19 protein-coding genes are annotated in these 20831 nt (G+C 55.8%); 15 read left to right on the forward strand and 4 right to left on the reverse strand.

Annotated features, from left to right (window positions below; translation table 11 throughout):
- Positions 1–18: 18 nt before the first annotated feature.
- Together kdpA and kdpF are read right to left on the reverse strand one after the other, a co-directional pair.
- The gene (gene kdpA / locus ACOTY5_RS02345; protein WP_023296127.1) at positions 19–1698 is read right to left on the reverse strand and encodes a potassium-transporting ATPase subunit KdpA; all 1680 of its coding nucleotides are present in this window, start codon (positions 1696–1698) and stop codon (positions 19–21) included.
- Entirely contained in the window at positions 1698–1787 is a 90-nt protein-coding gene (kdpF, locus tag ACOTY5_RS02350) for a K(+)-transporting ATPase subunit F (protein ID WP_003858638.1), read from the reverse strand. The genes kdpA and kdpF overlap by 1 nt, the downstream gene beginning before the upstream one ends.
- Positions 1788–2096: 309 nt before the next feature.
- Between kdpF and ACOTY5_RS02355 the strand changes: the two genes are divergently transcribed.
- The 7 genes from ACOTY5_RS02355 (at position 2097) to nei (ending at position 8202) form a co-directional block, all read left to right on the forward strand.
- Positions 2097–2303, forward strand: a complete 207-nt coding sequence (locus tag ACOTY5_RS02355; RefSeq protein WP_045142392.1) for a YbfA family protein — start codon at positions 2097–2099, stop codon at positions 2301–2303.
- A 598-nt stretch (positions 2304–2901) separates the two neighbouring features.
- On the forward strand, positions 2902–4314 hold the full coding sequence (gene phrB / locus ACOTY5_RS02360; RefSeq protein WP_045142391.1) for a deoxyribodipyrimidine photo-lyase: 1413 nt from the start codon (positions 2902–2904) through the stop codon (positions 4312–4314).
- 10 nt (positions 4315–4324) lie between these two features.
- Positions 4325–5068, forward strand: coding sequence for a type 2 GTP cyclohydrolase I (locus ACOTY5_RS02365; RefSeq protein WP_045142411.1), 744 nt, complete (start codon positions 4325–4327; stop codon positions 5066–5068).
- A 14-nt stretch (positions 5069–5082) separates the two neighbouring features.
- Positions 5083–5739, forward strand: coding sequence for a 5-oxoprolinase subunit PxpB (gene pxpB, locus ACOTY5_RS02370; RefSeq protein ID WP_045142390.1), 657 nt, complete (start codon positions 5083–5085; stop codon positions 5737–5739).
- The gene (gene pxpC, locus ACOTY5_RS02375) at positions 5733–6665 is read left to right on the forward strand and encodes a 5-oxoprolinase subunit PxpC (protein WP_045142389.1); all 933 of its coding nucleotides are present in this window, start codon (positions 5733–5735) and stop codon (positions 6663–6665) included. Before pxpB ends, pxpC begins: the two co-directional genes overlap by 7 nt.
- A complete protein-coding gene (gene pxpA / locus ACOTY5_RS02380; protein WP_023296130.1) occupies positions 6652–7392 on the forward strand; it encodes a 5-oxoprolinase subunit PxpA in 741 nt (246 codons plus the stop codon). Before pxpC ends, pxpA begins: the two co-directional genes overlap by 14 nt.
- Positions 7393–7410: 18 nt before the next feature.
- Positions 7411–8202 (forward strand): endonuclease VIII, encoded by a 792-nt coding sequence (gene nei / locus ACOTY5_RS02385; protein ID WP_045142388.1) that lies wholly within the window; start codon positions 7411–7413, stop codon positions 8200–8202.
- A gap of 84 nt (positions 8203–8286) precedes the next feature.
- On the opposite strand, the gene ACOTY5_RS02390 is transcribed toward nei, so the two are convergent.
- Complete coding sequence (locus ACOTY5_RS02390; RefSeq protein ID WP_006809584.1) at positions 8287–9570, reverse strand: citrate synthase; 1284 nt, start codon at positions 9568–9570, stop codon at positions 8287–8289.
- A gap of 639 nt (positions 9571–10209) precedes the next feature.
- On the opposite strand from ACOTY5_RS02390, the gene sdhC reads away from it, so the two are divergent.
- From sdhC to sucD, 8 genes are all read left to right on the forward strand, one after another.
- Positions 10210–10614: a succinate dehydrogenase cytochrome b556 subunit gene (sdhC, locus tag ACOTY5_RS02395; RefSeq protein WP_026080740.1), complete on the forward strand. Its 405-nt coding sequence runs from the start codon at positions 10210–10212 to the stop codon at positions 10612–10614.
- Entirely contained in the window at positions 10608–10955 is a 348-nt protein-coding gene (gene sdhD / locus ACOTY5_RS02400) for a succinate dehydrogenase membrane anchor subunit (protein ID WP_003858621.1), read from the forward strand. Before sdhC ends, sdhD begins: the two co-directional genes overlap by 7 nt.
- Positions 10955–12721 (forward strand): succinate dehydrogenase flavoprotein subunit, encoded by a 1767-nt coding sequence (gene sdhA, locus ACOTY5_RS02405; RefSeq protein WP_017384970.1) that lies wholly within the window; start codon positions 10955–10957, stop codon positions 12719–12721. The genes sdhD and sdhA overlap by 1 nt, the downstream gene beginning before the upstream one ends.
- A gap of 15 nt (positions 12722–12736) precedes the next feature.
- Positions 12737–13453 carry a succinate dehydrogenase iron-sulfur subunit gene (locus ACOTY5_RS02410; RefSeq protein ID WP_023303307.1) on the forward strand — a complete coding sequence of 239 codons (717 nt, stop codon included), beginning with the start codon at positions 12737–12739 and terminating at the stop codon, positions 13451–13453.
- Positions 13454–13812: 359 nt separating this feature from the next.
- Positions 13813–16620 (forward strand): 2-oxoglutarate dehydrogenase E1 component, encoded by a 2808-nt coding sequence (gene sucA / locus ACOTY5_RS02415; protein WP_003858615.1) that lies wholly within the window; start codon positions 13813–13815, stop codon positions 16618–16620.
- Positions 16621–16634: 14 nt separating this feature from the next.
- Entirely contained in the window at positions 16635–17861 is a 1227-nt protein-coding gene (gene odhB, locus ACOTY5_RS02420) for a 2-oxoglutarate dehydrogenase complex dihydrolipoyllysine-residue succinyltransferase (protein ID WP_003858613.1), read from the forward strand.
- A gap of 84 nt (positions 17862–17945) precedes the next feature.
- Positions 17946–19112, forward strand: coding sequence for an ADP-forming succinate--CoA ligase subunit beta (sucC, locus tag ACOTY5_RS02425; protein ID WP_017384968.1), 1167 nt, complete (start codon positions 17946–17948; stop codon positions 19110–19112).
- Positions 19112–19981 carry a succinate--CoA ligase subunit alpha gene (gene sucD / locus ACOTY5_RS02430; RefSeq protein ID WP_003858609.1) on the forward strand — a complete coding sequence of 290 codons (870 nt, stop codon included), beginning with the start codon at positions 19112–19114 and terminating at the stop codon, positions 19979–19981. Before sucC ends, sucD begins: the two co-directional genes overlap by 1 nt.
- A gap of 86 nt (positions 19982–20067) precedes the next feature.
- Here sucD and ACOTY5_RS02435 read toward each other — a convergent pair whose 3' ends face one another.
- Positions 20068–20784, reverse strand: a complete 717-nt coding sequence (locus ACOTY5_RS02435; RefSeq protein WP_017384967.1) for a GntR family transcriptional regulator — start codon at positions 20782–20784, stop codon at positions 20068–20070.
- Between the last annotated feature and the right edge of the window lie 47 nt (positions 20785–20831).

Here is a 20831-nt window from a genome sequence, read left to right on the forward strand (position 1 = left end):
GACAAATTCTCCGCAAAATCAGCGTAAAGAGAGATATTCCGCAACCGGGCCTAACGCGAGGGCGGGGATAAAGGTCAGGGCACCCACCAGCAAAACGGTGCCAATCAGCAGGCCGACGAACAGCGCGCCGTGAGTCGGTAACGTACCGGTGGTGGTCGGCTGGATCTTCTTATTCACCAGTGTTCCAGCGATCGCCATGACGGGAATAATCACGCCGAAACGTCCGATGAACATGCAGAACGCCAGCAAACAGTTCCAGAACGGCGAGTTGGCGCTTAATCCTGCAAAGGCGCTGCCGTTGTTGTTGGCGGCAGACGAAACGGCGTAAAGCACTTCGCTAAAGCCGTGAATGCCCGGGTTAAAGATGCCGTTGCGCCCGGCGTCGGTCATCAGCGCCAGCGCGGTACCGAGCAGCACAAGGGTGGGGGTGACCAGAATTGCCAGCGCGGTTAATTTCATTTCGCGGACGTCGATTTTTTTGCCGAGATACTCCGGCGTGCGACCGATCATTAGCCCGGCGATAAACACGGCGAGCAGAACGAACAACAGCATGCCGTACAGCCCCGAACCGACCCCACCGAAAACTACCTCGCCAATCTGCATCAGCCACATCGGGATCATGCCGCCGAGCGCGGTAAAAGAGTCGTGCATGGCGTTCACTGCCCCGCAGGAGGCCGCCGTGGTGACCACCGCATAGAGGCTGCTGGCAAGAATGCCGAAGCGGCTCTCTTTGCCTTCCAGGTTGATATTGCTGTTAGCCCCCAGCTGCATGAAGTGGCTGTTGCCGTTCCATTCGGCCCACATCACCAGTGCTACGCAGACCACGAAGATCAACGACATCGCCCACAGCAGCGTACGTCCCTGGCGGCGATCGTTAACCACATCGCCAAAGGCGAAGCAGAGCGCGGCGGGGATCAGGAAGATCGCCAGCATCTGTACAAAATTGGTTAATGCCGTTGGGTTTTCAAACGGATGCGATGAGTTGGCGTTGAAGAAGCCGCCGCCGTTGGTGCCCAGCATCTTGATCGCTTCCTGCGACGCCACCGGCCCCATAGGAAGGAGTTCCCTGGCCCCTTCAAGCGAGGTGTAAGGGGTATAAGGCAGCAGGTTTTGCAGAGTGCCTTGCTGAATAAAGAACAGGGCAATAATCAGCGCAACAGGCACCAGGATCCAAAGGGTGATGCGCGTGACATCAACCCAGGCGTTGCCGAGGGTGCTGACATTCTGACGGGCAAACGCGCGCGTCAGGGCGAAGATCACCGCGATACCGCTGGCCGCAGAAAGAAAGTTTTGCACGGTTAACCCGGCCATCTGGCTGAAGTAGCTGAGCGTGGTTTCACCAGCGTAAGACTGCCAGTTGGTGTTGGTGACAAAGCTGACCGCCGTGTTCAGCGCCAGATGCCAGGATAAACCCGGTAACTGCTGCGGGTTCAACGGCAGACTGCCCTGGAGCATCAGCAGCGTAAAGAGGGCAATAAGCCCCAGGATATTCAGAAGCAGTATCGCCATCAGGTACTGGCGCCAGTTCATTTCCCGATCGCTGATACCTGAAATGCGCCAGAGCACGTTTTCAATATTTCGCGTGCCCGGCAATGGCACGTTGTTTATCAGACGCGCCAGCGCTGTTCCCAGCGGCCTGGCGAGCACAAACAGCACCAGTAAAAAGCTGGCAATAAGCAAAAACGCCTGAGCAGCCATCAGAATGCCTCCGCATTAATCAGGGCATAAATCAGATAACCCAATAACAGGAACACCAGCACGATGCCGGCAATCAGACCTGCACTCACAATCCACCTCCGGGTGACTTTTGTTGTTGTACAAACGGTAGGATTTATGGCGCAAAGATTTCGCAAAAATCAGAAGGGCAGGTGTAAAAAAAGTATAAAAAGGGAAAGACCACAATTTAACTATTGGTAAGTAAATCGTTAACTTTTTTGTAACTTAATTACAGGCGGGAATGTAAATATTCACGAAATGGATGAAAATAAGTGGTCGGATGAGTAGTAAAATTACAAACAAAGCGGTATTATTTTAACCAGGTCACAGATTTCACATTTTCCGGAGACGGTTTCCGGCCAACTACAGGGGAGAAAATTATGGATCTTTATAAAGAGTTTCCGGTTCATATCATTTTCATGCGTCGCACTTTCGCCGTAGTGGCTGGCGTGCTGGCCCTGCCGGTGATGCTGTTCTGGAAAGATCGCGCACGTTTCTACAGTTATCTGCACCGCGTCTGGGCGAAAACCAGCGAGAAACCGGTGTGGATGGATCAGGCCGAGAAAGCAACCTGCGATTTCTACTGATACGGTATGACATCGTAGCCATAAAAAAACCGCCTACAGCAATGTGGCGGTTTTTTTGTCCCTCGGGATTCGCGGTCCGTTGGGTAATCTTGCAGCCCCTACCCGGGATTTTTATCATACCCTTCTTTAAAAAGTTCACAATCCACTTCACCTTTATAAATTCCTAATTTTACTGAAATAACTTACTTTTGGTGTTGGTGCTAATTATGATGCCACGTCCCTTTCCGCCATCTCGCAAATGGGCATCGGTCCTGGGAAAGGTGTATCCATAGCCGTAAAGCAGCCCACCTACCCGGGCTTGTGTCCACCGATTTATCACCGGTGGTGATAGGTGGAGCGGTTAGCAGCAGGGACCGCATAGTGAAACGCTATTTATGCATCGCGTTCATTGTCGCCAGCGCACTCGTTGTAAAGAGTGATAAACCGGATGTGTTTATTGCCTTTACCCTGATAGCGCAGGACAAGTAGCGTTAAGGCCGCCTCGGGCGGCCTTTTTTATTTCATCCCGTCTACACTTCATGGCAAAGTAGTTCAATGCATGCCTTTTTCCTTTTACGGCATGCCCTTACGGACATAATGGACAATTGCCTGGAGTTTTATGCCCACCCATCTGGTTTGGTTTCGCGCGGATTTACGCATTCACGACAACTTCGCTCTCGCGGCGGCCTGCCGCGCTAAAGACGCGAATGTGCTGGCCCTGTTTATCGCCACGCCTGAACAGTGGCGGCAACATGACATGGCGCCCCGGCAAGCGGCACTACTCAGCGCGTATCTGAATGACCTGCAACATTCACTGGCTGAAAAAGGCATTCCGCTGATCTATAAAGAGGCCCATGATTTTGCCGCGCAGCGCCAGACGGTGCAGGCAATCTGCCAGCAGCACGCAGTAACGCATCTTTATTACAACTATCAGTATGAATTCAACGAGCAACAGCGGGATCGTAAGCTGGAGAAAACCCTTGCGGGCGTGGTCTGTGAAGGCTTTGATGACAGCGTGATGCTCGCGCCGGGCAGCGTAATGACCGGTAGCCACGAAATGTATAAAGTTTTCACGCCGTTTAAAAATGCCTTTATCAAACGCCTGAAAGAGGGGCTACCTGAGTGCGTTACCGCCCCGACCGTGAGAGGGGAAACGATAACGGATCTGCCGGCGATCAGGCTGAATTATCCCCAGCAGTCGTTCGATGAAACGGTATTCCCCGCCAGTGAGAAAGCAGCTATTGACCGGTTGCGTCAGTTCTGCACGCAGGGGGCGGCTGAGTACGAGGCGCGTCGGGATTTTCCAGCGACTGAAGGCACCAGCCGCTTGTCGGCCTGTTTAGCGCTGGGCGCGCTCTCTCCGCGCCAGTGTTTACATCGCCTGCTGGCGGAACAGCCTCAGGCCTTAGACGGGGGGGCGGGCGCAGTGTGGCTGAACGAACTGATCTGGCGTGAGTTTTATCGCCATCTGATGACGTATCATCCTGATTTGTGTAAACATCGGCCCTTTATTCGTTGGACCGAACAGGTACAGTGGCAGTCGAATGAGAAGCTGCTTAAAGCATGGCAGCGTGGGCTCACCGGCTTCCCGATTGTTGATGCGGCTATGCGGCAGCTCAATGAAACCGGGTGGATGCATAACCGTCTGCGTATGATTACCGCCAGCTTCCTGGTGAAGGATCTGCTTATCGACTGGCGAACCGGAGAACGTTATTTTATCTCTCAGCTGATCGATGGCGATCTGGCGGCGAATAACGGCGGCTGGCAGTGGGCGGCCTCCACCGGAACGGATGCGGCTCCCTATTTTCGGATCTTCAATCCGACCACGCAGGGACAACGATTTGACGCCGACGGCGAGTTTATCCGTCGCTGGCTGCCGGAGCTTAAGGATGTCCCGGCCAAAGCCATTCATGAACCCTGGGTATGGGCGGATAAACAGCGTGTTACCCTGAACTATCCCCGTCCCATTGTCGACCATAAACAGGCGCGCGTCGCCACGCTGGCGGCGTACGAAGCCGCCCGAAAAGTTTGAGAGAATGATGATGAAAAACAGTGAACTGGAACGCCTGATTAACGAAAAACTCAACACGGCTTCGTTTAGCGACTACGGCCCGAATGGCTTGCAGGTGGAGGGGCGCGAGGCGGTGCAAAAAATCATCACCGGCGTAACGGCAAGCCAGGCGCTGCTGGATGAGGCGGTGCGTCAGGAAGCCGATGCGGTGATTGTCCACCACGGTTATTTCTGGAAAAACGAATCACCGATTATTCGCGGCATGAAGCGCAACCGACTCAAAACGCTGCTGGCGAATGACATCAACCTGTACGGCTATCACCTGCCGCTCGATGCGCATCCTGAACTGGGAAATAACGTTCAGCTTGCGCAGCTGCTGGGGATTACCGTGATGGGCGAAATTGAACCTCTGGTGCCGTGGGGCGAACTGTCGATGCCGGTTCCGGGTCTGGAGCTGGCTTCGTGGATCGAAGCGCGCCTGGGGCGTCGTCCGCTGTGGTGCGGCGACACCGGGCCGGATACCGTGAAGCGCGTGGCATGGTGCACCGGCGGCGGCCAGGGCTTTATTGACAGCGCGGCGCGTTTTGGTGTCGACGCCTTCATTACCGGCGAAGTCTCCGAGCAGACCATTCACTCAGCCCGTGAACAAGGCCTGCATTTTTACGCGGCGGGCCATCACGCCACCGAGCGTGGCGGCATCCGCGCCCTCAGCGAGTGGCTGACGGAAAATACCGGTCTGGATGTGACGTTTATTGATATCCCTAATCCGGCCTGATGAGAGGTAGTTAAGTGCAGCGAGCGCGTTGTTATCTTCTGGGTGAAACCGCGGTAGTTCTGGAGCTTGAGCCTCCGGTGACGCTTGCTACGCAAAAGCGTATCTGGCGTCTGGCTCAGCGACTGCCCGAGCTACCCGGCGTGGTTGAAGCTATTCCGGGTATGAATAATATCACCGTGGTGCTGCGTGATCCGCACACGGGGGCGCTGGATGCCATTGAGCGTCTGCAACGCTGGTGGGAGGAGAGCGAGGCGCTGGAGCCGGAATCGCGGACGATTGAGATCCCGGTTGTCTATGGCGGCAAGGGAGGTCCCGACCTTGTCGTGGTGGCCGAACACTGTGGATTAACGGAGAAGCAGGTTGTGGAGCTGCATAGCTCAGTCGACTATGTTGTCTGGTTTTTGGGATTTCAGCCGGGTTTCCCCTATCTGGGCGGGTTATCGCCCCAGCTGCATACGCCGCGCCGGGCTGAGCCGCGCCTGAGCGTACCGGCGGGCAGCGTGGCGATTGGTGGCGAGCAAACGGGAATTTATCCGCTCGCCTCACCGGGAGGCTGGCAGCTGATTGGGCACACGTCCACGCCGTTATTTGAACCAGGCCAGGACGCGCCCATACTCCTGCGTCCGGGGGATACCCTGCGCTTTATCCCGCAGAAGGAGGGGGTATGTTAACGCTTATTCGCGCAGGGCTTTACACCTCGGTACAGGATGCCGGGCGTTTTGGGCTGCGTCAGTCGGGCGTGAGCTACTGCGGTGCGCTCGATCGCCCTTCGCTGGAGATTGCCAACCTGCTGGTAGGTAACGCAGGCAGCACGGCGGCGTTAGAAATTACGCTGGGTCAGTGCGTGATTGAGTTTGGTCAGGAAACCTGGTTTGCCTTAACCGGCGCGGGCTGTGACGCGACGCTGGACGGCAAAGCGGTGTGGACCGGCTGGCGATTGCGGGCGAAGGCCGGGCAGCGTCTGACGCTCAAGCGTCCTCTGCACGGCGTGCGCAGCTATCTTGCGGTGGCGGGGGGGATCGACGTGCCGGAGGTGTTGGGCTCATCCAGCACCGACCAGAAAGCGGGAATGGGCGGCCATGAAGGACGGCTGCTGCGTGACGGCGATCGTCTGCGGATAAAGACCTCAACGCGCCATTTCACCACCACGCAGGGCGTGAAACAGCTGCTGTGGGGGAACGTGATCCGCGCCTTACCAGGACCGGAATACCATGAGTTTGATGAAGCCGCGAAAGAGTCTTTCTGGCGCTCGCCGTGGAAGATCAGCCCGCAGAGTAACCGCATGGGTTACCGGCTTCAGGGCCAGCCGCTGACCCGCACGACTGACCGGGAGCTGCTTTCCCATGGTCTGTTGCCCGGGGTGATTCAGGTGCCGGGCAACGGGCAGCCCATCGTACTGATGAACGATGCGCAAACCACGGGGGGATATCCGCGTATTGCCTGCATTATCGAAGCGGATCGCTACCATCTGGCGCAAATTCCTCTAGGTCAGCCCATTCATTTTATGCAGTGTTCGCTGGAGGAGGCGCTGAAAGCCCGGCAGGATCAGCAGCGTTATCTCGAACAGCTGGCCTGGAGGCTCGATGGTAAAGATTGATTTAAACGCCGATCTGGGGGAGGGCAGCAACGCCGATGCGGCGCTGATGACGCTGGTCTCCTCGGTGAATATCGCCTGCGGGTTTCATGCCGGCGATGCGCAGACCATGCTGGCGAGCGTGCGCAATGCCATGAAAAACGGCGTGGCGATTGGCGCTCACCCCAGCTTTCCCGACCGGGAAAACTTTGGTCGCACAGCGATGGATCTGCCGCCTGAGACGGTTTACGCGCAAATGCTCTACCAGATCGGCGCGCTGGAGGCGATAGTGCGCGCTGAGAATGGCGTGTTGCGCCACGTCAAGCCGCACGGCATGCTCTATAACCAGGCGGCGAAAGATCCGGCGCTGGCGGATGCCATTGCCCGCGCGGTGCGGGACTGTAATCCACAACTGATTCTGGTAGGCCTGGCGGGCAGCGAGCTTATTCGTGCCGGAGAACGGCTGGGGCTGACTACGCGGCAGGAAGTGTTTGCCGATCGGGGATACCTGCCGGACGGTAGCCTGGTTCCGCGTACGCAGGCCGGTGCGCTGATCACCGACGAAGGTAAAGCACTGGCGCAGACGCTGGAGATGGTGCGCTTCGGGCGAGTAACCTCAACGGAGGGGACAACGGCAAACGTTCAGGCTGATACGGTGTGCTTACACGGTGACGGCGAGCATGCGCTCCAGTTTGCGCGACGCCTGCGGGCGGCGTTCTCGGAAGAGGGCATTGTTGTCAGCGCAGAATAATCATGAAAGGACAATAACATGCCAGAAGGTCCGGAGATCCGCCGCGCGGCGGATAGCCTGGAGGCGGCGATAAAGGGCAAACCTCTGACACACGTCTGGTTTGCCTTTCCTCAACTCAAGCCGTTTGAATCGCAGCTGGTGGGGCAGACGGTGACCCACATTGAAACGCGCGGCAAGGCGTTACTCACCCACTTTTCCCATAACCTGACGTTATACAGCCATAATCAGCTTTACGGTGTCTGGCGGGTGGTGGAGGCGGACGAGCAGCCGCAAACGACCCGCGTGCTGCGCGTGCGGCTACAAACGGCGGATAAGGCGATCCTGCTTTACAGCGCCTCTGATATCGAAATGTTAACGCCGGAGCAGCTGCTGACGCATCCGTTCTTACAGCGGGTCGGGCCGGACGTGCTGGATCTGCGCCTGACGGAGAGCGACGTGAAGGCCCGGTTGTTATCACCTAAATTCCGTAACCGGCAGTTTTCCGGCCTGTTCCTCGACCAGGCCTTTCTGGCCGGGCTGGGTAACTACCTGCGGGTGGAGATCCTCTGGGAAGTCGGGCTGGCGGCGCAGCACAAGGCGTCTCAGCTCAATGATGAACAGCTTGATGCGTTATCCCATGCGCTGCTGGATATCCCACGCCTGTCGTACAACACGCGCGGCGTGGTGGATGATAACAAGCATCACGGGGCGCTGTTCCGCTTCAAGGTGTTTCATCGGGCAGGTAAAAAGTGTGAGCGGTGCGGCGGGGTGATTGAGAAGGCGACGATCTCTTCCAGGCCGTTTTACTGGTGTCCTGGGTGCCAGATGTAAAAAAGCCGGGTGGTGGCTACGCCTTACCCGGCCTACATCTCGCACTTGTAGGCCCGGCAAGCGAAGCGCCGCCGGGCGTGTTTTTTAGCGCTTAATGTCAGACTTAAAATCACGCTGCTCGTAGCCGGTATACAGCTGACGAGGACGCGCGATTTTCATGCCTTCGCTGTGCATTTCGTTCCAGTGCGCAATCCAGCCCACGGTACGCGCCATGGCGAAGATTACGGTGAACATGGAAGACGGAATGCCCATCGCTTTCAGAATAATGCCAGAGTAGAAATCGACGTTCGGGTAGAGTTTCTTCTCGATGAAGTACGGGTCGTTCAGCGCGATGTGTTCCAGCTCCATCGCCACTTCCAGCAGATCATCTTTGGTGCCCAGCTCTTTCAGCACTTCGTGGCAGGTCTCACGCATGACGGTCGCGCGCGGGTCGTAGTTTTTGTAAACACGGTGACCGAAGCCCATCAGACGGAAGGAGTCATTCTTGTCTTTCGCGCGGCGCACGAACTCAGGAATGTGCTCAACGGAGCTGATCTCTTCCAGCATCTTCAGCGCCGCTTCGTTCGCGCCGCCGTGCGCCGGTCCCCACAGGGAGGCGATGCCCGCAGCGATACAGGCGAACGGGTTCGCGCCGGAAGAGCCCGCGGTACGGACGGTAGAGGTCGAGGCGTTTTGTTCGTGGTCAGCGTGCAGGATCAGAATACGGTCCATCGCGCGTTCCAGCACCGGGTTCACTTCGTACTCTTCGCACGGCGTGGAGAACATCATACGCAGGAAGTTACCCGCGTAGGAGAGGTCGTTGCGTGGGTACACAAACGGCTGACCGATAGAGTATTTGTAACACATCGCCGCCATGGTAGGCATTTTAGACAGCAGACGGAACGCCGCGATATCACGGTGACGTGGGTTATTCACGTCCAGAGAATCGTGGTAGAACGCCGCCAGCGCACCGGTAATACCGCACATGACCGCCATCGGATGAGAGTCACGACGGAACGCATGGAACAGACGGGTAATCTGCTCATGGATCATGGTGTGACGGGTCACGGTGGTTTTAAATTCATCGTACTGGGCCTGCGTCGGTTTTTCGCCGTTCAGCAGGATGTAGCACACTTCCAGATAGTTGGATTCGGTGGCTAACTGATCGATGGGGAAGCCGCGATGGAGCAGGATACCTTCGTCACCGTCAATGTAGGTGATTTTGGATTCGCAAGATGCGGTGGAGGTGAATCCAGGGTCAAAGGTGAATACCCCTTTGGAACCCAGCGTACGGATATCAATAACATCCTGACCGAGCGTGCCTTTTAGCACATCCAGTTCAATAGCATCATCACCATTTAGGGTGAGTTTTGCCTTTGTATCAGCCATTTACGGTCTCCTTAGCGCCTTATGCTTAAGACTGCGCTTTACCGGATTTGCTTTCAGCTGTTAATCATCGTTACCAGATTGTTATTTGGCTTACCGCTCAGCTCACGAGGAGAAACCAGGGTACAGAGCTATGGCGCCTTGCAGGTAAACGAATGAAATATCAGTGAAACAACAGCAAATCAGCGTTTTTGCAGTCCGAATTATTCAAACCTGTATATCACTAATAACTGTCCTGATAACTTCGGTCAATACCATCACACTGTTACATAACTATTTGTCAGGTGAAAGAGAGACCTCATAACTTTTGCGCATTATATGCCTTTTCTGATGACGTTTGTAACAATATTGTTTAACATTTGTCAAATCAGATGATTAAAAATTAAAAAGATGTTGTTATCGTGACCCCGATCACTGTTCCAGAGAAAACCCAACAAACTGTATGTAGGTTAATTGTAATGATTTTGTGAACGGCCTATACTGCCGCCAGGTCTCCGGAACACCCTGCAATCCCGAGCCACCCAGCGTTGTAACGTGTCGTTTTAGCATTTGGAAGCAATGTTTTGCATGACGCGCAGTTATAGAAAAGGAACGCTGTCTGACCCGCATCGCAGTCCGGAGGAAGGAAACAATAAGAACAGCATGTGGGCGTTATTCATGATAAGAAATGTGAAAAAACAAAGACCTGTCAATCTGGATCTGAAAACGATCCGATTCCCTGTAACAGCAATAGCGTCCATTCTGCACCGTGTTTCTGGTGTGATTACGTTTGTGGCGGTCGGTATCTTGCTGTGGTTACTGGGAACCAGCCTCTCATCCCCTGAAGGATTCCTCCAGGCCTCAGCCATCATGAACAGCTTCTTCGTGAAATTTATCATGTGGGGCATTCTGACCGCGCTGGCCTATCACGTGGTTGGCGGCGTTCGCCATATGCTGATGGACTTTGGCTACCTGGAAGAGACGTTCGAGGCCGGTAAACGTACCGCTAACATTTCATTTGTGATCACTGTCGTGCTTTCACTTCTCGCAGGAGTTCTCGTATGGTAAGCAACGCCTCCGCATTAGGACGCAACGGCGTACATGACTTCATCCTGGTCCGTGCTACCGCCATCGTTCTCACCCTTTACATCATCTATATGATCGGTTTCTTCGCGACCAGCGGCACGCTGACGTGGGAAATCTGGAGTGGTTTCTTCGGATCGGCCTTCACCAAAGTGTTCACCCTGCTGGCTCTGTTCTCCATCCTTATTCATGCCTGGATCGGCATGTGGCAGGTGTTGACCGATTACGTTAAACCGCTGGCGATTCGCCTTCCGCTGCAACTGATTATTGTTGTTGCTCTGCTGGTTTACGTCATTTATGGATTTGTTGTGGTGTGGGGTGTGTAATGAAACTGCCAGTCAGAGAATTTGATGCTGTTGTGATTGGTGCGGGTGGCGCAGGTATGCGCGCCGCACTACAAATTTCCCAGAGCGGCCAGACCTGTGCGCTGCTCTCTAAAGTATTCCCGACCCGTTCCCACACTGTGTCTGCGCAGGGCGGTATCACCGTTGCGCTGGGTAATTCCCATGAAGATAACTGGGAATGGCATATGTACGATACGGTAAAAGGTTCCGATTACATCGGTGACCAGGATGCCATCGAATATATGTGTAAAACCGGCCCGGAAGCGATTCTGGAGCTGGACCACATGGGTCTGCCGTTCTCTCGTCTGGAAAATGGCACCATCTATCAGCGTCCGTTTGGCGGCCAGTCGAAAAACTTCGGCGGCGAGCAGGCGGCACGTACCGCAGCGGCGGCTGACCGTACCGGCCACGCGCTGCTGCACACGCTGTATCAGCAGAACCTGAAAAACCACACCACAATTTTCTCCGAGTGGTATGCGCTGGATCTGGTGAAAAACGCCGATGGCGCCGTGGTGGGTTGTACCGCCCTGTGCATCGAAACCGGTGAGGTGGTCTACTTCAAAGCCCGCGCAACCGTTCTGGCGACCGGCGGCGCAGGCCGTATCTATCAGTCCACTACCAATGCCCATATCAACACCGGTGACGGCGTTGGGATGGCGATCCGCGCTGGCGTGCCGGTGCAGGACATGGAGATGTGGCAGTTCCACCCAACCGGTATCGCCGGTGCGGGCGTACTGGTGACAGAAGGCTGCCGTGGTGAAGGTGGCTACCTGCTGAACAAACATGGCGAGCGCTTCATGGAGCGTTATGCGCCAAACGCAAAAGACCTTGCGGGCCGTGACGTGGTGGCGCGTTCCATCATGATCGAAATCCGTGAAGGCCGCGGCTGTGACGGCCCTTGGGGTCCACACGCGAAGCTGAAACTCGACCATCTGGGTAAAGAAGTGCTGGAATCCCGTCTGCCGGGCATTCTGGAACTGTCCCGCACCTTCGCTCACGTCGACCCGGTGAAAGAGCCAATTCCGGTTATCCCAACCTGTCACTACATGATGGGCGGTATTCCGACCAAAGTGACCGGTCAGGCGCTGACCGTGAACGAGCAGGGCGAAGACGTAGTCATCCCTGGCCTGTTCGCGGTAGGCGAAATTGCCTGCGTATCCGTGCACGGCGCAAACCGTCTGGGCGGCAACTCCCTGCTGGACCTGGTGGTATTTGGTCGTGCGGTGGGTCTGCATCTCCAGGAGTCTATTGCCGAGCAGGGCGCGCTGCGTGATGCGACCGACGACGAAATAGATGCCTCTCTTGAGCGCCTCAACCGCTGGAACGGCAACCGTAGCGGCGAAGATCCGGTGGAGATCCGTAAGGCGTTGCAGGAGTGTATGCAGCACAACTTCTCGGTATTCCGCGAAGGTGACGCGATGGCCAAAGGGCTTGAGCAGCTGAAAGCGATCCGCGAGCGTCTGAAGAATGCCCGTCTGGATGATACCTCCAGCGAGTTCAACACCCAGCGCGTTGAGTGCCTGGAGCTGGATAACCTGATGGAAACCGCGTTCGCCACTGCGATGTCGGCAAACTTCCGTACCGAAAGCCGTGGCGCCCATAGCCGCTTCGACTTCCCGGATCGTGATGACGAAAACTGGCTGTGCCATTCCCTGTATCTGCCAGAGTCGGAAACCATGACGCGTCGTAGCGTTAACATGGAACCGAAACTGCGTCCGGCGTTCCCGCCGAAGATTCGTACTTACTAATGCGGAGACAGGATAATGAAACTCGAATTCTCAGTTTATCGTTATAACCCGGATGTAGACGATGCTCCGCGTATGCAGGATTACACCCTCGAAGCGGAAGAAGGTCGTGACATGATGCTGCTGGATGCCTTAATCCAGCTGAAAGAGAAAGATCCTACGCTGTCGTTCCGCCGCTCCTGCCGTGAAGGGGTGTGTGGCTCTGACGGTGTAAACATGAACGGCAAAAACGGTCTGGCCTGTATTACGCCAATTTCAGCGCTACAGCGTTCTGGCCAGAAAATTGTGATCCGTCCTCTGCCTGGCCTGCCGGTCGTACGTGATTTGGTGGTGGACATGGGGCAATTCTATGCACAATATGAGAAGATTAAGCCTTACTTATTGAATAATGGGCAAAATCCACCCGCTCGCGAGCACTTACAGTCTCCTGAGCAGCGTGAAAAACTCGATGGGTTGTACGAGTGTATTCTCTGTGCATGCTGTTCAACGTCATGCCCGTCATTCTGGTGGAACCCGGATAAATTTATCGGCCCTGCGGGTCTGCTGGCTGCCTATCGCTTCCTGATCGACAGCCGCGATACCGAAACCGAGAATCGTCTGGAAGGGCTAAGTGACGCTTTCAGCGTATTCCGCTGCCATAGCATCATGAACTGCGTCAGTGTGTGTCCTAAGGGGCTGAACCCGACGCGCGCCATCGGCCATATTAAGTCGATGTTGTTGCAGCGCAGTGCGTAAGTAACAACGCCGGATGGCGCTGCGCTTATCCGGCCTACGTAACAGTAGGCCCGGTAAGCGTAGCGCCACCGGGCAAATTGCAGAAACCTTTAAAAACTGCCAGATAAGTAAATAATCGAGACGTTCAGCGCGAGACAAGGCGCGGTTGAACGAATCCCCTGGAGCATAGTTGACTATGTGACTGGGGTGAGTGAAAGCCGCAACGCAGTCGCAGCCGGAACGACGAAGATTATTTAGACAGTTTCTAAAGGTTCCTTCGCGGGCCACAAAGAGCTCGCAGGTGAACCCCGGCACGTACACGTGGTGTGCGTGGTAGTTTCTACGGCGAAAGTAAGCATAAAAATGCTTAAGGGATCACGATGCAGAACGGCGCAATGAAAGCCTGGCTGGACTCTTCTTACCTCTCTGGTTCAAACCAGAGCTGGATAGAACAGCTCTATGAAGACTTCTTAACCGATCCTGACTCAGTGGACGCAAACTGGCGTTCCATGTTCCAGCAGTTGCCTGGTACAGGGGTCAAACCGGATCAATTCCATTCAAAAACACGTGATTATTTCCGTCGTCTGGCGAAGGATGCCTCACGTTACTCTTCTGCGATTTCCGACCCTGACACCAATGCGAAGCAGGTTAAAGTCCTGCAACTTATCAACGCTTATCGCTTCCGTGGTCACCAGCATGCGAATCTCGATCCGCTGGGACTGTGGCAGCAGGAACGTGTAGCGGATCTTGATCCGGCTTATCACGATCTGACCGAGGCCGATTTCCAGGAAAGCTTTAACGTAGGTTCCTTTGCCATCGGCAAAGACACGATGAAGCTGGGCGATCTGATTGACGCGCTCAAGCAAACCTACTGCGGCTCCATCGGCGCGGAATATATGCACATTACCTCCACCGAAGAGAAACGCTGGATCCAGCAGCGTATCGAATCCGTGGCAGGCCACGCGAATTTCTCAGCAGAAGAGAAAAAACGTTTCCTCAGCGAACTGACCGCAGCGGAAGGCCTTGAGCGCTATCTGGGCGCGAAATTCCCTGGCGCAAAACGCTTCTCACTGGAGGGCGGCGATGCGTTAGTCCCGATGCTGAAAGAGCTGATTCGTCATGCCGGTAAGAGCGGCACGCGCGAAGTGGTGCTGGGCATGGCGCACCGTGGTCGCCTGAACGTGCTGGTTAACGTGCTGGGTAAAAAGCCGCAGGATCTGTTCGACGAATTTGCGGGTAAACATAAAGAGCACCTCGGCACCGGTGACGTGAAGTACCACATGGGCTTCTCGTCAGATATCGAAACCGAGGGCGGTCAGGTTCACCTGGCGCTGGCGTTTAACCCGTCGCACCTGGAAATCGTCAGCCCGGTGGTTATCGGTTCCGTGCGTGCGCGTCTGGATCGTCTGGACGAGCCGAGCAGCAATAAAGTGCTGCCAATCACCATTCACGGTGATGCGGCGGTCACAGGGCAGGGCGTGGTTCAGGAAACCCTGAACATGTCGAAAGCGCGTGGTTATGAAGTGGGCGGTACCGTTCGCATCGTAATCAACAACCAGGTGGGCTTCACCACCTCTAACCCGCTGGATGCGCGTTCCACCCCGTACTGCACCGACATCGGTAAAATGGTTCAGGCACCCATCTTCCACGTTAACGCGGATGACCCTGAAGCCGTTGCTTTCGTTACCCGTCTGGCGCTGGACTTCCGTAACACCTTCAAGCGCGACGTGTTCATTGACCTCTTCTGCTACCGCCGTCACGGCCACAACGAAGCGGATGAGCCAAGTGCAACCCAGCCGCTGATGTACCAGAAAATCAAAAAACACCCGACGCCGCGTAAAATCTACGCTGACAAGCTGGAAAGCGAAAAAGTGGCGACGCTGGAAGATGCGACCGAGATGGTCAATCTTTATCGCGACGCGCTGGATGCGGGTGAATGCGTAGTGAAAGAGCTGCGCCCAATGAACATGCACTCCTTTACCTGGTCGCCGTATCTCAACCACGAGTGGGACGAGAGCTACCCGAACAAGGTTGAGATGAAGCGTTTGCAGGAACTGGCTAAACGCATCAGCACCGTGCCGGAAGCGATCGAGATGCAGTCCCGCGTGGCCAAGATCTATGGCGATCGCCAGGCAATGGCGGCGGGTGAGAAGCTGTTCGACTGGGGCGGCGCGGAAACGCTGGCCTATGCGACGCTGGTTGACGAAGGTATTCCGGTTCGTCTGTCCGGTGAAGATGCGGGTCGTGGCACCTTCTTCCACCGTCATGCGGTTGTGCACAACCAGTCTAACGGTTCAACGTACACTCCGCTTCAGCACGTGCATAACGGTCAGGGCCAGTTCAAGGTCTGGGACTCCGTGCTGTCAGAAGAAGCAGTTCTGGCCTTCGAATACGGCTACGCCACCGCAGAACCCCGCACTCTGACCATCTGGGAAGCGCAGTTCGGTGACTTCGCCAACGGTGCGCAGGTCGTCATCGACCAGTTCATCTCCTCCGGTGAGCAGAAGTGGGGCCGTATGTGCGGTCTGGTGATGCTGCTGCCGCACGGCTATGAAGGACAAGGTCCGGAGCACTCCTCCGCGCGTCTGGAGCGTTATCTGCAACTCTGCGCCGAGCAGAATATGCAGGTTTGCGTGCCGTCCACTCCGGCTCAGGTTTACCACATGCTGCGTCGTCAGGCGCTGCGCGGTATGCGCCGTCCGCTGGTAGTCATGTCACCAAAATCCCTGCTGCGCCATCCACTGGCGGTCTCCAGCCTGGAAGAGCTGGCAAACGGCACCTTCCTGCCGGCCATCGGTGAAATTGACGAGCTGGATCCGCAGGCCGTTAAGCGTGTCGTAATGTGTTCTGGTAAGGTTTATTACGACCTGCTGGAACAGCGCCGTAAGAACGATCAGAAAGATGTCGCCATCGTGCGTATCGAACAGCTTTATCCGTTCCCGCATCAGGCGATGCAGGAAGTGCTGAAACAGTACGCTCACGTTCATGATTTTGTCTGGTGCCAGGAAGAGCCGCTCAACCAGGGCGCATGGTATTGCAGCCAGCATCATTTCCGTGAAGTGATTCCATTTGGGTCTGCCCTGCGTTATGCAGGTCGCCCGGCCTCCGCCTCTCCGGCGGTAGGGTATATGTCCGTTCACCAGAAGCAGCAACAAGATCTGGTCAATGACGCGCTGAACGTCGATTAATTAAAGGATACATAATGAGTAGCGTAGATATTCTTGTTCCCGACCTGCCTGAGTCCGTAGCAGATGCAACCGTCGCCACCTGGCACAAAAAACCAGGCGACGCGGTAACCCGTGACGAAGTGCTGGTAGAAATCGAAACTGACAAAGTGGTACTGGAAGTACCGGCTTCAGCGGATGGCATTCTGGATGCAGTCCTGGAAGATGAAGGTACGACCGTCACTTCTCGCCAGATCCTGGGTCGCCTGCGTGAAGGCAATAGCGCGGGCAAAGAGTCCAGCGCCAAATCTGAAGAAAAAGCGTCTACCCCGGCCCAGCGCCAGCAGGCGTCTCTGTCCGATCAGACCAATGACGCGCTCAGCCCGGCGATCCGTCGCCTGCTGGCTGAGCACAGCCTCGATCCGGCAGCCATCAAAGGCACCGGCGTGGGTGGCCGTCTGACGCGCGAAGACATCGACAAGCATCTGGCAAAAGCGCCTTCTGAGGCGAAAGCGGAAGCGAAAGCCCCTGCGGCAGCACCAGCGGCACAGCCAGCTCTGGGCGCACGTAGCGAAAAACGCGTGCCGATGACCCGCCTGCGTAAGCGCGTGGCCGAGCGTCTGCTGGAAGCGAAAAACTCCACCGCGATGCTGACCACCTTTAACGAAGTCAACATGAAGCCAATCATGGATCTGCGCAAGCAGTACGGTGACGCGTTTGAAAAACGTCACGGTATCCGTCTGGGTTTCATGTCCTTCTACGTGAAAGCGGTAGTTGAAGCGCTGAAACGCTACCCGGAAGTGAACGCGTCTATCGATGGCGATGACGTGGTTTACCACAACTACTTCGACGTCAGCATGGCGGTTTCTACCCCACGCGGCCTGGTTACCCCAGTTCTGCGTGACGTAGACACCCTGGGTATGGCTGACATTGAGAAGAAAATCAAAGAGCTGGCCGTGAAAGGCCGCGACGGCAAGCTGACCGTTGAGGATCTGACCGGCGGTAACTTCACCATTACCAACGGTGGTGTGTTCGGCTCGCTGATGTCTACCCCGATCATCAACCCGCCGCAGAGCGCGATCCTGGGTATGCACGCCATTAAAGATCGTCCAATGGCGGTAGACGGTAAAGTGGAGATCCTGCCGATGATGTACCTGGCGCTCTCTTACGATCACCGCCTGATCGACGGCCGCGAGTCCGTAGGCTTCCTGGTTGCCATTAAAGAGCTGCTGGAAGATCCAACGCGTCTGCTGCTGGACGTCTAGTTTTTGCAGTCTTGCCCGGCGGCGCGTTGCTTGCCGGGCCTACAAAGCACTACCTAACGATTACCTGAAGGATGGATAGAACACATGAACTTACATGAATATCAGGCCAAACAGCTGTTTGCCCGGTATGGCTTACCGGCTCCGGTGGGTTATGCCTGTACTACCCCGCGTGAAGCAGAAGAAGCCGCGTCTAAAATCGGTTCCGGCCCGTGGGTAGTTAAATGTCAGGTTCACGCTGGTGGCCGTGGTAAAGCGGGCGGTGTGAAGGTTGTTAAGAGCAAAGAAGAGATCCGTGCGTTTGCTGAACATTGGCTCGGCAAGCGTCTGGTAACCTACCAGACAGATGCGAACGGCCAGCCGGTTAACCAGATCCTGGTTGAAGCGGCAACCGACATCGCGAAAGAACTGTACCTCGGCGCAGTCGTAGACCGTAGCTCCCGTCGCGTGGTGTTCATGGCGTCTACCGAAGGCGGCGTGGAAATCGAAAAAGTGGCGGAAGAGACCCCGCACCTGATCCACAAAGTGGCTATCGATCCGCTGGCGGGCCCAATGCCTTACCAGGGTCGTGAGCTGGCGTTCAAACTGGGTCTGGAAGGCAAGCTGGTTCAGCAGTTCACCAAGATCTTCATGGGTCTGGCGACCATCTTCCTGGAGCGCGATCTGGCGCTGATCGAGATCAACCCGCTGGTGATCACCACCCAGGGCGACCTGATCTGCCTCGACGGCAAGCTGGGCGCTGACGGCAACGCGCTGTTCCGCCAGTCCGATCTGCGCGAAATGCGCGACCAGTCTCAGGAAGATCCGCGTGAAGCGCAGGCTGCACAGTGGGAACTGAACTACGTGGCGCTGGATGGCAACATCGGCTGCATGGTTAACGGTGCGGGCCTGGCAATGGGCACCATGGACATCGTTAAGCTGCACGGCGGTGAGCCAGCGAACTTCCTCGACGTGGGCGGTGGCGCAACCAAAGAGCGCGTAACCGAAGCGTTCAAAATCATTCTCTCTGACAGCAACGTGAAAGCGGTTCTGGTGAACATCTTCGGCGGTATCGTACGTTGCGACCTGATCGCCGACGGTATCATCGGCGCGGTAGAAGAAGTGGGCGTTAACGTTCCGGTTGTTGTACGTCTGGAAGGGAACAACGCTGAACTCGGCGCGAAAAAACTGGCTGACAGCGGCCTCAATATTATTGCAGCGAAAAGTCTGACGGATGCAGCTCAGCAGGTTGTTGCCGCAGTGGAGGGGAAATAATGTCCGTTTTAATTAATAAAGATACCAAGGTTATCTGCCAGGGCTTCACCGGTAGCCAGGGGACTTTCCACTCCGAACAGGCGATTGCCTACGGTACGCAGATGGTTGGCGGCGTAACGCCAGGTAAAGGCGGCACCACCCACCTGGGCCTGCCGGTGTTCAACACCGTGCGTGAAGCGGTAGAAGCGACGGGCGCAACCGCGACCGTGATCTACGTACCGGCGCCGTTCTGCAAAGACTCTATTCTGGAAGCGATCGACGCAGGCATTAAGCTGATCATCACCATCACCGAAGGCATCCCGACGCTGGATATGCTGACCGTGAAGGTGAAGCTGGACGAAGCAGGCGTGCGCATGATCGGCCCGAACTGCCCAGGCGTTATCACTCCAGGCGAATGCAAAATCGGCATCATGCCGGGCCACATTCATCGCCCAGGCAAAGTGGGTATCGTGTCCCGTTCCGGTACCCTGACCTATGAAGCGGTTAAGCAGACCACCGACTACGGTTTCGGCCAGTCCACCTGCGTGGGCATCGGCGGTGACCCGATCCCGGGCTCTAACTTCATCGACATCCTGAAGCTGTTCCAGGAAGATCCACAGACCGAAGCGATCGTGATGATCGGTGAGATCGGTGGTAGCGCGGAAGAAGAAGCGGCTGCTTACATCAAAGATCATGTGACCAAGCCGGTGGTGGGTTACATCGCGGGTGTGACCGCGCCGAAAGGCAAACGTATGGGTCACGCGGGCGCGATTATCGCAGGCGGTAAAGGTACGGCTGATGAGAAATTCGCAGCACTGGAAGCCGCAGGCGTGAAAACCGTTCGCAGCCTGGCGGATATCGGTGAAGCACTGAAATCCATCATTAAGTAAGTCCTCTCTGCTCCCCGAATGGGGCGCGTTGAAGTATAAAAAAATGTCCGTTTCGACATGGTTGGCCGCTGTAAAGCGGCCTTTTTTTATTGCCTGCGTTTAGCCACCAGAGTGAATTTATAGTCGTCGGTGTTAAACACGTTGCGACTGTATTCAAATACCCGGCCGTCTTTCAGAAAGCCACGAGAGACTTTTTCCAGAATCGGTTTTGCCGGATCGAGCGCCAGGGCGGCAATCGCCTCATCCGATGGCATGACTGGCACCAGCTCCTGCTCGCTGCGATCGATCACCATCTTTTTGATCTGCTCAATGTAATGGTATTTCGACTGTTCCATCACTTCCCAGGTGAGGTCGGGGAACATCGCCAGCGGCATCCATGTCTCTTCCAGATTCACCGGCTTTTCCCTGATGAAGCGTACGCGCTTGACGTGCCAGACCTTATCATCCGGATTGAGCGCAAGTTTTGCCGCGAGCCGCTCATCGGCTTTCACCACTTCGAAGACGCTGACGTCGCTGTGCGTATCGACGTTGCGATCCGCTAACTTTTCGTAAAAACCGGTGAGCTGATAAATATCGTAATTCACCCGCTCCTCTTTTACATACGAGCCGCTGCCCTGAATACTTTCGATGATCTGCTCGTCGGCGAGCAGCTTCAAAGCCTGCCGCACGGTGACCCGGCTGACGCTAAACGCCTCCTGAAGGCTGGATTCCGTCGGCAGCGCGTCGCCAGGTTTTAACTCACCGGCATTAATTTTCTCGCGGAACGCATCGGCGATCTGCCGGTACATCGGTTTATTGCCCATTGTGTCGCGCCTTTTTAATACGTTTTCAGGGAATTATGCCTTCAGTG

Origin of the sequence: Enterobacter cloacae complex sp. SHL018 (assembly GCF_049237905.1) — a bacterium.
Taxonomy (GTDB): Bacteria; Pseudomonadota; Gammaproteobacteria; order Enterobacterales; family Enterobacteriaceae; genus Enterobacter; species Enterobacter hormaechei_C.

What these genes read in the sequence shown, in the direction of transcription:
- sucD (WP_003858609.1), top strand. Translation starts at nt 19,112, where the DNA reads ATGTCCGTTTTAATTAATAAAGATACCAAGGTTATCTGCCAGGGCTTC.
- ACOTY5_RS02390 (WP_006809584.1), bottom strand. Translation starts at nt 9,570, where the DNA reads ATGGCTGATACAAAGGCAAAACTCACCCTAAATGGTGATGATGCTATT.
- sdhA (WP_017384970.1), top strand. Translation starts at nt 10,955, where the DNA reads ATGAAACTGCCAGTCAGAGAATTTGATGCTGTTGTGATTGGTGCGGGT.
- pxpC (WP_045142389.1), top strand. Translation starts at nt 5,733, where the DNA reads ATGTTAACGCTTATTCGCGCAGGGCTTTACACCTCGGTACAGGATGCC.
- nei (WP_045142388.1), top strand. Translation starts at nt 7,411, where the DNA reads ATGCCAGAAGGTCCGGAGATCCGCCGCGCGGCGGATAGCCTGGAGGCG.
- ACOTY5_RS02365 (WP_045142411.1), top strand. Translation starts at nt 4,325, where the DNA reads ATGAAAAACAGTGAACTGGAACGCCTGATTAACGAAAAACTCAACACG.
- pxpA (WP_023296130.1), top strand. Translation starts at nt 6,652, where the DNA reads ATGGTAAAGATTGATTTAAACGCCGATCTGGGGGAGGGCAGCAACGCC.
- ACOTY5_RS02355 (WP_045142392.1), top strand. Translation starts at nt 2,097, where the DNA reads ATGGATCTTTATAAAGAGTTTCCGGTTCATATCATTTTCATGCGTCGC.
- sdhD (WP_003858621.1), top strand. Translation starts at nt 10,608, where the DNA reads ATGGTAAGCAACGCCTCCGCATTAGGACGCAACGGCGTACATGACTTC.
- sucC (WP_017384968.1), top strand. Translation starts at nt 17,946, where the DNA reads ATGAACTTACATGAATATCAGGCCAAACAGCTGTTTGCCCGGTATGGC.
- odhB (WP_003858613.1), top strand. Translation starts at nt 16,635, where the DNA reads ATGAGTAGCGTAGATATTCTTGTTCCCGACCTGCCTGAGTCCGTAGCA.
- sdhC (WP_026080740.1), top strand. Translation starts at nt 10,210, where the DNA reads ATGTGGGCGTTATTCATGATAAGAAATGTGAAAAAACAAAGACCTGTC.
- sucA (WP_003858615.1), top strand. Translation starts at nt 13,813, where the DNA reads ATGCAGAACGGCGCAATGAAAGCCTGGCTGGACTCTTCTTACCTCTCT.
- kdpA (WP_023296127.1), bottom strand. Translation starts at nt 1,698, where the DNA reads ATGGCTGCTCAGGCGTTTTTGCTTATTGCCAGCTTTTTACTGGTGCTG.
- ACOTY5_RS02435 (WP_017384967.1), bottom strand. Translation starts at nt 20,784, where the DNA reads ATGGGCAATAAACCGATGTACCGGCAGATCGCCGATGCGTTCCGCGAG.
- phrB (WP_045142391.1), top strand. Translation starts at nt 2,902, where the DNA reads ATGCCCACCCATCTGGTTTGGTTTCGCGCGGATTTACGCATTCACGAC.
- ACOTY5_RS02410 (WP_023303307.1), top strand. Translation starts at nt 12,737, where the DNA reads ATGAAACTCGAATTCTCAGTTTATCGTTATAACCCGGATGTAGACGAT.